The sequence below is a fragment of the Vibrio cortegadensis genome (assembly GCF_024347395.1).
GTDB classification, from domain to species: Bacteria; Pseudomonadota; Gammaproteobacteria; order Enterobacterales; family Vibrionaceae; genus Vibrio; species Vibrio cortegadensis.
Genome location: NZ_AP025473.1, coordinates 158065 through 172559, shown reverse-complemented (window position 1 = coordinate 172559; position 14495 = coordinate 158065). Strand labels below are relative to the sequence as shown.

At 41.5% G+C, this 14495-nt stretch carries 11 protein-coding genes; 5 read left to right on the top strand and 6 right to left on the bottom strand.

Annotated elements, in window-relative coordinates; translation table 11 throughout:
• Positions 1-27: 27 nt before the first annotated feature.
• Entirely contained in the window at positions 28-1044 is a 1017-nt protein-coding gene (locus OCV39_RS15280) for an OmpA family protein (protein ID WP_136995118.1), read from the bottom strand.
• A gap of 451 nt (positions 1045-1495) precedes the next feature.
• On the opposite strand from OCV39_RS15280, the gene aroG reads away from it, so the two are divergent.
• The gene (aroG, locus tag OCV39_RS15275) at positions 1496-2548 is read left to right on the top strand and encodes a 3-deoxy-7-phosphoheptulonate synthase AroG (RefSeq protein WP_171755489.1); all 1053 of its coding nucleotides are present in this window, start codon (positions 1496-1498) and stop codon (positions 2546-2548) included.
• 62 nt (positions 2549-2610) lie between these two features.
• Here aroG and OCV39_RS15270 read toward each other — a convergent pair whose 3' ends face one another.
• Both OCV39_RS15270 and msrB read right to left on the bottom strand, forming a co-directional pair.
• A complete protein-coding gene (locus OCV39_RS15270; RefSeq protein ID WP_261889924.1) occupies positions 2611-3714 on the bottom strand; it encodes a mechanosensitive ion channel family protein in 1104 nt (367 codons plus the stop codon).
• 263 nt (positions 3715-3977) lie between these two features.
• A complete protein-coding gene (msrB, locus tag OCV39_RS15265) occupies positions 3978-5120 on the bottom strand; it encodes a peptide-methionine (R)-S-oxide reductase MsrB (protein WP_261889923.1) in 1143 nt (380 codons plus the stop codon).
• A 284-nt stretch (positions 5121-5404) separates the two neighbouring features.
• Between msrB and OCV39_RS15260 the strand changes: the two genes are divergently transcribed.
• Positions 5405-5803, top strand: coding sequence for an OsmC family protein (locus OCV39_RS15260; RefSeq protein ID WP_113798355.1), 399 nt, complete (start codon positions 5405-5407; stop codon positions 5801-5803).
• A 77-nt stretch (positions 5804-5880) separates the two neighbouring features.
• Positions 5881-6594, top strand: a complete 714-nt coding sequence (gene phnR, locus OCV39_RS15255; protein ID WP_261889922.1) for a phosphonate utilization transcriptional regulator PhnR — start codon at positions 5881-5883, stop codon at positions 6592-6594.
• A gap of 181 nt (positions 6595-6775) precedes the next feature.
• On the opposite strand, the gene OCV39_RS15250 is transcribed toward phnR, so the two are convergent.
• Together OCV39_RS15250 and OCV39_RS15245 are read right to left on the bottom strand one after the other, a co-directional pair.
• Positions 6776-8257, bottom strand: a complete 1482-nt coding sequence (locus OCV39_RS15250) for a peptide MFS transporter (RefSeq protein ID WP_017052940.1) — start codon at positions 8255-8257, stop codon at positions 6776-6778.
• Between the two features lie 501 nt (positions 8258-8758).
• Positions 8759-9925 (bottom strand): helix-turn-helix transcriptional regulator, encoded by a 1167-nt coding sequence (locus OCV39_RS15245; RefSeq protein ID WP_261889921.1) that lies wholly within the window; start codon positions 9923-9925, stop codon positions 8759-8761.
• A 281-nt stretch (positions 9926-10206) separates the two neighbouring features.
• Between OCV39_RS15245 and OCV39_RS15240 the strand changes: the two genes are divergently transcribed.
• Both OCV39_RS15240 and OCV39_RS15235 read left to right on the top strand, forming a co-directional pair.
• Positions 10207-11640, top strand: coding sequence for an MSCRAMM family adhesin SdrC (locus OCV39_RS15240; protein ID WP_261889920.1), 1434 nt, complete (start codon positions 10207-10209; stop codon positions 11638-11640).
• 20 nt (positions 11641-11660) lie between these two features.
• Positions 11661-12776, top strand: a complete 1116-nt coding sequence (locus tag OCV39_RS15235; RefSeq protein ID WP_261889919.1) for a hypothetical protein — start codon at positions 11661-11663, stop codon at positions 12774-12776.
• Positions 12777-12929: 153 nt separating this feature from the next.
• Here the strand turns inward: OCV39_RS15235 and OCV39_RS15230 are convergent, their stop codons facing one another.
• Positions 12930-14300 (bottom strand): L-serine ammonia-lyase, encoded by a 1371-nt coding sequence (locus tag OCV39_RS15230; RefSeq protein WP_171755485.1) that lies wholly within the window; start codon positions 14298-14300, stop codon positions 12930-12932.
• Positions 14301-14495 lie beyond the last annotated feature (195 nt).

Sequence of the window (14495 nt, the reverse complement as noted above, 5' to 3'; positions counted from 1 at the left end):
TTATTCGACGGCCTTTAAGTCGAAATATTACTTAGTTTCCGTATGCTCAAAGCTTGGGATTGTCACTTCAACACGACGGTTTTCACTACGTCCTTCAGCCGTTGCATTTGAAGCAATAGGATTATTTTCTCCTTTACCGCTCGCGGTTACTTGTTGAGGGTCAACACCTTCAGAAATTAAGTAGTCAGCAACAGATTCAGCACGTTTTTCTGACAGTTTCTGGTTGTAAGAGGCTGCACCTGAAGAGTCAGTATATCCTACGATCTCCGCTTTCGCTTGCGGGTAGGTGAGAAGCAAATTCAGAAGAGGTTTAAATGAATCTGCGGCTGCTGGAGTGAGCGTCGAGCTATTGTTAGAAAATAATTCAGCGTTAAAGCTCTCGCTGATCATCTGAGTGGTCGTAACGGGCTGCGGTGCGGGTTCCATCTCTTTCACTGGCTCAGGTTCAACCGCTTTAGGCTCTGCAACTACTGGTTCTTGATATACTGCTGGAGCAGATTGACCAAATCGATAGGTAAGACCGAGACTTAAGAAATTTGCATCCAGATCTTTCACATAATAGTCGGTCATATTTTGGAAGCGTTGATATTCAATGCGAACAGCAAAGTTATCTGTGTAGCTATATTCTGCACCCACACCACCGGTTAAAACGGTGTCATTATCGTCACCAAAATCCATGTAAGCGCCACCGATCTTGGCGAACAGATCAAACTTTTCATTGAGTGGTAATGAGAACTTAGGAGCAAGTGAAAGTGCCGTAAGTTTTTGTTCGGAGAAGTAATTAGCTCCTCCTTTGTTGATGTTGGTTTTGAATTCACCTAAATAGTCATAACCAAGCTCTAGAGCAACATAATCAGAGAAATCGTATCCGAGGTACAAACCAACACCGTAAGTATCGTCATCACAAGGAGAGCTTTGGTCACAGCCATCATCGATCCAAGTGGTACCAACTTTAGCGCCAACGTAGGTTTGCTGAGCGATTGCGTTCGAGGCCATGCCACCAGATAGTAGTGCGGCCGAAACAAGTAAAGCGAGCTTTTTCATAGTCATTCCTTTTTATTTAATATCTTTAGTAGGTCATGAAGCTAATGATGGGCTGATAGCATTAACTCCATTCTATGAGTTCAAGCACCACTGCTGAGACTCATGTTACTTGCCATGTGTATCTTTCCTTAAGTAATTATCATTGATGAAATTGGTCCCAGACAGATTTTTTACAACTGATTAAAGAATAGTCTTACAATTGAGAAACATAAAGTGAGTTTTGAGAGTTTATTCACGTCTAGAAAGTATAGGATAGCATTGTTGTAAATTTTTTATTACACCGGCTGTAAAGTGTAAATGTGCAAATTAATTGCCTTTTATCTTAAATAGTGATTGAAGTTCTACTTTTTAGTCGATAAGTTACAAGGAAGCAGAAATTAGTGTGCTGTATAAATAGTAATCAGCAATGGATAAGCACAGCACAGGGATAAGAATAAGGAAGATGTAAGCAATGTATCAAACTGATGATGTAAGAATTAATAAAGTAAAAGAATTATTACCGCCAGTTGCGGTTTTAGAGAAGTTTCCAGCGACTGAAATTGCTTCTTCTACCACATTTCAAAGTCGTAAAGCGATCCACAATATTTTGGAAGATAAGGATGATCGTCTACTTGTTATTGTTGGGCCATGTTCAATTCATGATCCAGAAGCAGCCGTTGAATACGGCAAACGTTTAAAAGTTCTGCGTGATGAGCTTGGTGATCGTCTAGAAATTGTCATGCGAGTTTACTTTGAAAAACCACGTACAACGGTTGGTTGGAAAGGTCTTATTAATGACCCGTACCTGAACGATACTTACAAGTTGAATGACGGTTTGCGTATCGGTCGTAAGTTACTTCTTGATCTTACCGATATGGGAATGCCAACGGCGAGTGAATTTTTAGATATGATCACGCCTCAGTATGTTGCTGATTTAATTAGTTGGGGCGCAATTGGAGCGCGTACAACTGAATCTCAAGTTCACCGTGAGTTATCTTCTGGTCTTTCATGCCCAGTTGGTTTCAAAAATGGCACCGATGGCAATATCAAAATTGCAACGGATGCGATTCGCTCAGCAAGCGCGCCGCACCATTTCTTGTCTGTAACTAAGTATGGACATTCTGCGATTATCGAAACAAGTGGTAACCCTGACTGTCATATCATTTTGCGAGGTGGTAAAGAGCCAAACTACAGCGCTGAACATGTTGGTGCGATTAAAGAAGAGCTAGAAGCATCAGGCTTATCGAAAAAAATTATGATTGATTTCAGCCATGCAAATAGCTCTAAGCAGTTTAAACGCCAAATGGTTGTTTCAGATGACATCAGTGCTCAACTTGCTGCGGGTGAACAATCTATTTTTGGTGTAATGATTGAATCTCATTTAGTCGAAGGTCGCCAAGATCTTGTTGATGGCAATGTTGCGACATACGGTCAATCTATCACTGATGCTTGTATCGGTTGGGAAGACACCGAAACCGTTCTGCGCCAATTAGCGGATGCTGTGACTGCAAGGCGTCAAGCGTAAAATAGGAAGACTTTCTGTTATAGACGGTTAGAAAAATGCCCAGAATTAACTGGGCATTTTTTTTATAAGTCGGTTTCTACTCTCAGTAGGCGGCTATCTTGAAAGGTACCTTCCATCTTAAGCGTCTGTGTTGGGAAGGCTACATCGCCACCATGTTGATGGATAATTTTCAGTACTTTCAGTAACACATCTTGTTTGACTTGTTGGTAACGGACCCAGTTCACCGTTTTAGTAAATGTATAGATAATAAAGTCTAGTGATGATGGGCCAAAGGCATTGAAATTGACAAACAATGTCTGCTTGGTATCAATATCAGGATGGTTCTCTAGCATGGTCTGAATATCAGTAATAATAACTTCAAGTTTGCTGGCATCATCATATCGAATGCCGATAGTCTCTTTAATGCGTCGATTGAGCATCCGAGAAGGGTTTTCCACAACAATATTACTAAAAACAGAGTTTGGTACATAAAGCGGCCTTTTATCAAAGGTGCGGATAATGGTCATTCTCCAACCAATTCTCTCCACAGTGCCTTCAATCGTACGATCGGGGGAGCGGATCCAATCGCCAACTTTAAACGGGCGATCGAAATAAATCATCATTCCGCCGAAGAAGTTAGACAGTAAATCTTTGGCAGCCAAACCGACAATCAAGCCACCGACGCCACCAAAAGTAAGCAGGCCAGATAAACTTAAGCCAAAGGTTTGCATTACCGTCAGTAGACCAATGGTAATAAAGAATAGACGCGCTACTTTAGCAATGGCTTGAACCGTCGTTTCGTCACGCTTCTTTTGTGACAAAATATACTCTTCTACATTGCTGATAAGACGCAGCGTGACCCATACAAAAACAACAATGAGCAAAATAAGCTTAAGATTGCTTAACCAATTGATCTTATTACCGAACTGCTGTGCAAGAATTAACCCTGTAGAAACGGTGGCTGGCCAGCACCAAATCAAAGTGCTGATGGGTGTCTTGAGAGCATGCAGTAAAAGGTCGTCCCAATGAAAGGCGGTTTTTTCTACAAGGGTTGCTAACCGGCTGTACAAAATACGCCAAGTGATCCAGAGGAAAAAACTGGCGGCAGTGATGAGTAAAACACTGTTACTCCAATCTTGATGATAAGCGGAGAGCTGAGTCTGTATCTGTGCTAAAAGTTCATTCATTACGACGACTTAAGTCAATATAGTTAATTTTAATTAGCTGAATTATAGGTGCTTATGTCGTAAATGAACATCCATCATGCAGTAGGTTAGTGGGCTAAATGAGAGGTAAACCTTGTCGGTGTGCCTATTTCAACATTAATGTCATCATAGTCAGGACAAAAGTTGAAAGAAAAAAGCCACGACCAATAAGAGGAGGTGGCTTGTACTTGCTAGCAGAATGGATGGATCCTGTAGACTGTCTTGCTATTAATCAGTGTTATCTATTAGCTATCAAACAAACTGACATATTCGGTGTACCCTTCTTCAACTAGCTGCTCTTTTGGGATAAATCGCATTGCTGCAGAGTTCATACAGTAACGTAAGCCCGTTGGCGCTGGGCCATCTTTAAACACATGCCCTAAATGAGAGTCAGCAAAACGGCTGCGCACTTCTGTTCGGGTAGAAAACAGTTTATGGTCAGGTTTAGTGACAATGTAAGCTTCGTTAATCGGTTTAGTAAAACTCGGCCATCCTGTACCTGATTTGTATTTGTCTGTTGATGAGAATAGAGGTTCGCCTGTGACAATATCTACATAAATACCTTGAGCTTTGTTGTTCCAATACTCATTGCTGAATGAACGTTCAGTTGCATCATTCTGTGTCACATCGTATTGAAGATTCGTCAGTTTTTCTTTGATCTCTGCATCTGATGGCTTTGTATATGCCTTTACGCTTGAGGCGATATTTTTACTATCAATCAGCTGTCTGAGCGTTTTTGGGTTCTCTTTTCTATCATCACCGAATACACCATCTAGATATTGATCTCGGCCAGATGCGTAACGGTAGTAGTTATAACGAACTTTACTCTTCTTATAGTAATCTTGGTGGTACTCTTCTGCAGGCCAAAATTTTTCGAATTTAATCAGCTCAGTGGCGAGTGGTTTGTCGTATATCTTAGCTTCATCGATTTCGGCAATAAATCTTTTGGCGGTATTGAACTGCTGTTGGTTAGTATAGAAAATAGCTGGACGATAATGTGCCCCACGATCTACGAATGATCCCTTAGCATCCGTTGGGTCAATATGGCGGAAAAAATAATCCAATACTTGCTCATAATCGACTGATTTAGGGTCATATGTCACTTCGATGACTTCAATGTGACCTGACTTTCCTGACGATACTTGCTTATACGTTGGGTTTTCTAGAGAGCCTCCAGAGTAACCAGAAACAACATCAACCACGCCATCAAGTTTTTCTAAATCTGACTCAGTACACCAGAAACAACCACCCGCTAAAGTGATGACTTCAAATTGGCCATTTTTTGCGATTTTGTCCATGGTATCAGCAGAACCGGATTGGCTAATAAATAGTGAAAACAGCGGCAGTGCAACCGCTATAGAAACCAATATCTTAGATAACTTTTTCATAAACACCTCTTTATGTGGGATCAACATAGTTAATGAACGTGTTGTCGTGTGGATATGTTGTTTAATGTTGATATAAAGACAGGATTGCCCCAAAAAAAATTTCAAAAATAGAGATAATAATTTCCGAAGCACCTTAAGGAAAGTGACTTCGGGGCGGGGAGCTGAAGGTATTGAAAGCTATAATACGTGTGTTACAGAGGTCTCTTCGATCAATTTTTATTGCGCAAAAATAGCCACAGTAGTACCTTGTGAGCATCGAAATTGATTAAATCATAGGTAGTAAAATGCAAGCTGAAGTTAAGTGGGTTGAAGACTTTAAATTCCTTGGTCAATCGCAATCTGGCCATGCCGTGGCAATGGATGGTAATGGTGGAGAAACAGCACCAAGTCCAATGGAAATGGTACTGATGGCGGCTGGTGGCTGTAGCTCGGTTGATGTAGTCGATGGCTTAAAAGAAGCAAAGCAAAAAGTGTCGGCTTGTAATGCAAAACTGACTACAGAACGTCGTGATACTGCCCCACGTATTTTTACAGCGGTTAACATTCACTTTGAAGTGTCAGGTGAAGATCTTGACGGTGACATTGTCGCTAAAGTCGCTGCAAACTCGCTTGAGAAGTACTGCTCTGTCTGCCTGATGTTAGGTGAGGGCGTTAAGATGACCCACTCTTGGGAAATCGTATAAATATTGCATGAGAGTAACTTGGCAATTATTGCTAAGTTACTTGCCATGGCTTAATGAGTTAAGCGAAAGGAATTGTCGTGCAATATGTGAAAATTAAAGAGGCAATAGCAGAACAGATCGACTCTGGAATGCTGGCGGCTCGTCAAAAGTTGCCATCAGAGCGTAAGCTTGCGGAATCTTTTAATACCACTCGTGTCACCCTACGTGAAGCCCTTTCTTTACTGGAATCAGAAGGCAAAATTTTTCGAGAAGATCGCCGTGGCTGGTTTATCTCGCCTGCGCCGCTTCGTTACGACCCAGTTCAAACATCAAACTTCACCTGCATAGCTCAAGCTCAAGGGCGAAAACCGAAAACCGAACTGTTAGCAGCCAAAAGTATACTTGCAACGAAAAGAGCGACAGCATTACTCAACCTTGCACCATTCTCAGATATTTATCGAGTTGATAGAGTCAGATACTTAGAAGATAGGCCTGTTGTGTATGTGACGCACTTTATTCGCCCTGAGTTATTTCCTAATCTTTTAGATTTTGATCTGTCGTCATCATTAACGGATATTTACCGAGAGCATTTTGGTGTTGTATACAAAAAAACGAAACTCCGCGTGAGTACATCGTCTTTGTTGGGGGAGTCTGCTCAAACGTTACGTGCGACTTCAGGAACACCTACAATGGTGGTTGAAAAGGTTAATTATAACCAGAACGGTGAATTGATCGATTGCAGTATTGAGCATTGGCGACACGATGCAATCAGCATTGAATCCATCGTAGAGCTTGAAGCTAGTGAAGGGTAAAACTTCCTGACTTGTATCAAACGGTTTCATTGAGGCTTCCATAATGGGAGCTTTTTTATTGGCTGTCGGTGCTAGAGATAATAAAAAGCCCTTATTGATTAACTCAGTAAGGGCTTTGTTTTATCGATGTTTAAAAACTATTGTATTGAACCTTGTTCTAAGCGAAAACTTAGAGTGAGGTTTAAGCTTCAGTTTTTGCTTCAACTAGTTCAGCTTCATCTTCCGCTTTTGCCGCTTCAAGCATCTTACGAACAACAACAGAGGCACCAAGTGCAATCACAACCATAACTACCGCTAGGATAGTAAGAAGTTGGAAGTAGTCACCGTAAACTGTTTTAACGATTTCTTGAGTGATCTCTTGGCCTTTCTCTAGCGCGATAGAAGTAGAGAATACTGCACCAACAATACCACTTAGAGCGATAGCAACAGAGAATAGACTTACAGAGAAGTTCTCAATGTGCTTAGGCGCTACTGAAAGGATGAATGCCACTACTAGGCTACCTACGATTACTTCAGCAAATGCTTGGAAGAAGTGGATAGCGAGGAAGATTTCCGGACGGATGATTACGTCTTCGCCGATGTTCATTACTGCTAGAGTAAGGATACCAAATGCGATTGCTGTACAAACGAATGAGAAACCAACTTTAGTTGCAGTAGAGAAGTTAATGCCACGTTTTTCAAGAGAAGAGAACGTCATCGCAATAACAGGACCAGCAACGATACACCATAGTGGGTTCATCGCCATAGATGCTTCAGGAGCAATTGGGATAAGACCGAATAGATCGCCACGCATTGTGTTGATCGTAACCATAGTCATTGAAGTCATCATTTGACCGTAGTAAACGAAGAAACAAGTCGTCAGCAGTGTCATGATAAGGATCGTACCCATTTTTAGAGCGTCAGATTTCTTAGACTTAATCATCAAAGAGATGAAGTATAAGATTGCTGCAGCACCAATTGCGTAAACGATGTTTTGGCCGATATCCATGTTTGAGAACATGAAGAATACTAAGCCAACCATACCTAGAGAAAGCGCGAAGAACGCAGCCCAGTTTTTAGCACTTACTGGCTTCTGGTCAATTTCTGCACCAACAGATAGAAGTGGTTTGTGGAAAATGATCAGTGTAACGAAAGCCAGTGCAGCAAGAGCAGCAGATAGACCGAAACTACCATTGAAGCCGATTGCTAGTACGAACATTGGGAATAGGTATTGACCTAATAGTGCGCCAACGTTGTTCACTGAGTAGTTTACAGGGTAGCCGTTCTCAAAATCTTCTTCAGTAGCAAAAGTACGTTTATATAAACTTGGGTAAGAAGGAGACATTAGACCACGAGCGTAACTTGCTAACGCGATACCAACCAGTGCCATCGGAACGTTAGTTGCAGATGCGCCAAGTACAAGAAGTGCGTAACCCGTTGCAAAAGTGCCGTATGCAATAGTGAGTGAACGGTATGCACCTAAAAATTTGTCTGCAATGAAACCACCAGCAATAGCAAATAGTGGACCAATTGAAGAGAAAGCACCAACAACCATCATAGTGTCAGCTTCGCTATAACCCAGATCTTCTAAGAAGAAACGAGTCAGAATTACCATTACGCCGTAAAATGACAAGCCAAACATCATTTGGCAGAACATCATCGATTTATTCAGTTTATTCCACATTATATTAATCTCATAGTTGTGGGTGAGGTGTAGTTTAAAAACGCGATTATACTATCATTTTTAGATGGACATAAATTGAAACATTTATCGCAAAAATAAATCTTAAAGCAATACATTTTCTAATGTATCGGGATGGTAATTCTAATGGGTATAAAATGTAGCCAATGCAAATGATTGCGTGATTAAATAGTATGCAGTGTTTTTAGTTTGCTAGTTGTGGTCGGCAGTAAATGATGTGGATTCCCAGTGCTCCCAGAGTTTTTGTTAACAAACTAACTACATAGATTACTGGTTTTAGACGTGTTTTTAGAGCTGATGGATGTATAGATAATGAATTGACTGGTATGTAATCGCGTGCATATCTGTTAGAGGTTGCATTAGAAAAAATAACCCTAATTAATGTATTTTTAATCTTAATTGAGCATTTGTGCTGTCAAAATATGCTTATTCATATCAGTACTTTATTTGGATATTTAATAAAAAATTAACATTTAATAAACGCTAGTATTGAGGCATAGTTTGCGTATTGGAGTACGCGGGGCTGGTGATTATTTTTGCAACCAATTCATTCTGGCGACGAGTGTTTGTTTTTTTCATTGCTCGTTTGATATAGGTTCTAACAGTCTCGTACGATAGGTGGTGCATTTTTGCAATCTCTGCGGGGGAGTGTCCGTTGAGCAATTCACGGCATATCACTGCTTCTTTATCAGTCAGTCCAAACGCATGGCAAAGAGCGTTTAAGTTGACTTTGGGGGGCTGATCTAGTGAATAGATAAAAATGGCGACTCCACCTTCGATGCAAGGCCGGCTTGAGGCTGGTTCTTGAATTGAATTTTTACTATCGTAGTAACTATCTGATATTAATGGTGCGATCGTTATCGTATACCCAAAATGGTTTGGTTTTTCCAAAGATATGGTTTCGACAGTACGGTTATTTAAACAATTAGATAATGCTTGGCTGAATAGTAGTTTGTTATACGGAGGGCATAAATGAAGGCTCTGGTTCACTTGTCGAAATATTTTTCCGTTATCAAGCAATGCGAATCCTTGGGTATTTGCATGGCAGACCTGACCTTGCTCATTAATTAAAATGACAGGTAATTGGATTTGATTAAATAATAATTCGGTAAGGTGTGCTTGTTGCTGTTGCTTAAGCTGTTGATGATAAAGTTGCATTGCGTGTTGAATATGCGGGATTAACCGCTTTAGCAGTAGGCATTCTTGTTGATTGAATTCATGTTGATTTCTACTTCGATGAAAGAAAATCAAACTACGCCAGGTGCCGTCTTGGGATAAAACAGCGCCCGTCGCATAGTAGATATCCAGGTCATCATTAAGTTGAGAAAAAAACTCAGGATGCTGCACTCGCATCTTATCTGCATCAACATCCCCCATGGTAATTAGGCTCCCAGAAGGGCTGAGGTTTAATTGTGAGATCAATGGATCACTTTGGCTGTTGAGTTCGATAAAAGCAGAGGCATCTTCAATATCGAGCCCGGCAGCCCATACCAAGCGTGACTTTTTGCTAATGTCATTCGTCATGACTACAGCGCCGGATAATAAGTTCAATTGCTTAACTAAAAGGTTTAAAAAAAAACTAAAGCCATCTTTAGACACTAAAGACTCATATAGAGATCGAATTAACGTATCAAGACAGTAATGGCTCATATTATGAAATCTCTTAATTATCTTTATTATTAATAACGGTAGCAGATCTATTTCCTTCTTTACTGTTTGATTTTATTTGGATTGACCTATATCAAATTTATAAAATAATTTCTTTTCATAGTGATTTATAGCTCTCAGTGTTGATATAAATCTTTTTATGCATCAATAAATATAAAATGTCCCCAATTGGGGATAGTTTAATACCTCCTTTTGATTAGTTTATGAAGTAGTAGTGCAAATGTACTAGATGCTCAGAATATGATTAATGAAAGGAGCTGTATATGAAACTTTCCCCTTTGGTAATAGCAATGAGTGCTATTGCCTTACCTTTATCGGGGTGTGGTGGAGACTCTTCAAATACGTCGAGTGATTCGTCGACCTATACGATAAAAGCCATTGATGGCTATCTGCGCGATGCTTTTGTGTGGTTAGACATTAACGGGAACTTCAAACATGACCAAGGAGAACCTTCTGCTATATCACTTAAAAATGGAGTGGCCAATTTAGATGTATCAAGCGTCGCTGATTATCTCGATCATGCGGTTATCGTAAAAGCGATTCCCCACGTAACTATTGATGAAGATACTCAATCGGAATCCAACCCAAATGGCGTTCCTATTCAATATGCATTCATGATGTCTGCCCCTGCAGGCGAAGCTATGGTCACCCCTCTTTCGACACTTGTTCACCTGAAGTTGGATGCTGGAAATATTGAGAAAGATGAAGCGGTTCAACAAGTATCGACTCAGCTTGGGATCGACCCTGAAGATGTACTGGGTGATTACAAGCAAGAGAGTAAAGAAGACATTTTAGCAAAGGCAAATGCGATTGTTGAACTTGAGCTGCTTCCGACAACAGAAGATGAGTTGGCGACGGCTTCTAAAGATACATCGATCTTGGATCAAGGATTAACTGCCTATAAAGATCTGATACAAAACCTGACTCCAGACCAACGAATTACTAAAGATGAATCTGGAGATTTTGTTGCGATAGAAAATGTTGATAAAGACGGTGATGGTGTCATCGATGGGCGAGACTCCTTTCCGGATGATGGAAAGGAGTGGTTGGACTATGACCAAGATGGAACGGGTAATAATGCCGACTTAGATGATGACGATGATGGGGTAGAAGACAGTAATGATGCTTTTCCATTTGATAAATCGGAGTCAGTTGATACCGATGGAGACGGTATTGGAAACGTAGCGGATACCGACGACGATGGGGATGGTTACCTTGATGCACAAGATGGTTTTCCGCTAGATAAAACCCGAGCAGGTGATCACGATAAAGATGGCTACGACAGCCTGAATGATGCCTATCCAAATGACGCAACAAAAGCAGGCGATCATGATGAGGATGGTGTTGATAGCATCGATGACCGATTCCCTAATGATAAAAGCGAATCTGTTGATACCGATAATGATGGGTATGGCGATAACTTAGCCGATAAGTTTCCAAACAATGGGGATGAGTGGGCGGATACCGATGGTGATGGCTACGGAGATAATAAAGCGGACCTTGTTCCAGATGATAAAGACCGTGCTGGAGATCATGATAACGACGGCATCGATACACTGATAGACAACTGCCCACATACGAGCAATGAGAACCAAGCTGATTCTGATAAGGATGGCATTGGTGATGCGTGCGATACCAGCGGTAGCATGAATGCTGTATGGAATACAACTAACTGGAATGACTCAAACTGGCAATAAATTCGCCTAAGGATTAGAACATGAATAAATATAATATGAGCTTACTTGCTAGCCTTATTACCGTTGGACTTACGGCAAATGCAGTCGCAGCAGACAGTTTGGTCGAGTTTACTGCAGGAACTCCGGCGAAGGCGGAAGAAGTTAATGGCAACTTTGCATATTTAGATTCGAAGATTGATGCGATAAAGGCGACCACATCCTTAGATATTGATTGCAGCAGTTCTCCTGAATCTTTGAAGACAACATTAGATGCCGCAACTTATGCAGGCCCGCTCACTTTGAATGTCACAGGGGCTTGTAATGGCCCAATTAATATCAAGAAAAATGATGTCATTATCAGCGGCGGTGAAATTACAGGGACGGAGGTCGATGGTGAATTAGAAGCGATGTTTGTTTCGGGTAGGACGAACATTAAGCTTGTTGATGTGAAGATCAATTCAGGTTCGGTGAGCATAGTAAGAGAATCGTATGTGCGTTTTGAGAACGTGACGTTACCAACGCCAACCCTTGAAGATGCGGATGATGGATGGTACGCCCCGAACGTATCCATGCGTTCATCATCATTGCGCATTAATTCGGGTAGCCTTGATAACTTATCATTGGCGAGTACATTTAACTCTTACGTACGGCTCAACAGCGGCTTAACTGGCAGTCCACAGCAAATCAATATTGATCTTAATTCATCGCTTCATAGTAAAGTAGCAAACCTCAATATAAAAGGTGTGCTATCCCTGTTTGGTAATGGTTCATTTATAGGTAAAAAAGTAAGTGCGGGTAGCTTTGAAATGGGCAATTCATCAGCATTTGAAGCGAGTGAATATACTTCAACAGGCTTTGTTGCATTAAATGAAGGTGCTGTTTTTGCTATTGAAAATAACGATGGCGTAACGACTCCTCTCTCAGTTCTGGCGATGGAATGTCATGCTGCAGATATATACGTTGATGGTGGCGTATCCTTCACTGGTACTCATGAGGAAGCGGGAAACACATCTTTTGAAGCGCATCATGGTTGTCGCGGTGAGATCAGTGGACAAGTTACTTTTCAAGGCACTGTCGACGATTGGACTAAAGCGAACTACAGCCACATAATGCTGTCTTATAAAGATGCAAACAATGAATTCCAATACCGTGATTAAGTATTGCTGATAATAATTCGATGTTAGAAATGAAGGCTAGATAGTTAAAGTGATCGCACTATATGCGATCACTTTTTTATCAGAGATTAGTGACTAGTAATTCGTGTCAGGCCACTCGTTTCAAGCTACTCGTTTCAAGCTACTCGTTTTAAGTTATTCGCAAGGTGGTGCCATGTGTATCAGCGCAAGCCCGCCAAGAGAGGTTTCGCGATATTTGCGGTTCATATCTTTGCCGGTTTGATACATGGTATCGATAACCTTATCTAAAGAAATGAGGCATTTGCTGGTTCGTTTGAGCGCCATTCTTGAAGCATTAATTGCTTTCATGGAGCCCATCGCATTTCGCTCAATACAAGGGACTTGAACTAAGCCGCCAATCGGATCACAAGTCATGCCTAAAGAGTGCTCCATCGCAATTTCTGCTGCCATGCAGATCTGCTCGTTACTTCCACCTCGAAGGGCGGTTAAGCCTGCCGCCGCCATGGAGGAGGAGACGCCAACTTCTCCTTGGCAACCTACTTCGGCACCTGAAATGGATGCGTTTGTTTTATATAAAATGCCAATAGCTCCTGAGACAGCTAAAAAGTCTTTTAACTGCTTAGTGTCGAGCTCTTTAATGAAGCGGTGGTAATACATCAGCACTCCTGGAATCACGCCTGCCGCTCCGTTTGTAGGAGAAGTCACCACTTGGCCTCCTGCGGCATTTTCTTCACTCACCGCAAAAGCAAATAGGTTAATCCAATCCATGATCTCCATAGGATCGTTTTCAATGGATGCATTGGCTTCGAGCTTTTTGAGCAAAGCAGGGGCGCGACGAGTCACTTCAAGTCCCCCTTCTAAAATCCCTTCGGTTTCAAAACCTCTTTGCATGCACAGCGACATCACTTTCCAGATTTGGTCCGCTCGGCTATCAATGGTTTCCATCGATTGGAATGCTTGCTCATTTCTGAGGACAAGCCCACCCAAACTGAGGCCATTTTTGTCGGCAAGGTTGAGTAACTCTTCTGCCGATTTAAAAGGAAACTCGACCTGAGTATCGCTCTCGGCAATACCATTCTCTAATTGTGCCGCCGTAGCAATAAAGCCTCCGCCAATAGAGTAGTAGGTTTCAATGACGAGCTGTGTGCCCGTTGCATCAAACGCGGAGATCGTCATGCCATTTTCATGCAGGGGTAAATTGGAGGTGTGGAAAAGCATATCCGTTTCAGTATCGAAGCTAATCTCGTGGCTACCAGATAGGCTTAAACGTTTATCATCCACTGCTTTTTTCATCGCAGCATTAGCGCTGGAGATTTTAATCGTGTCAGGTTTATTGCCAAGCAAGCCTAAAATCGTAGCGCGGTCAGTGTGGTGGCCTTTACCAGTCAAAGATAAAGATCCGTAGAGATCAATCTGTACCCGTGTGACATTCTCTAGGTAGGGGGCGATTATCTGGGTAAAATTGTACCCGGCAATCATAGGTCCATTCGTATGTGAGCTAGAAGGGCCCACTCCAATTTTATATATGTCAAAGATAGACAGCATAGAAACTTCCTGTGAGGCTTTGGCTTGATAAAACAAGCTCTTGTCGTGTAGATCATTTCAGTGTATTGAATGTCATTCCAATTTTAAAATGGATGCTATAAATATAGTTCACACTGTCTCATACGCTTCTCTGCATTTGTGAGCATAAATGCGACGCATGTAGCCAGTGAGGTTTAGTAAAGCTACGGGTAACCG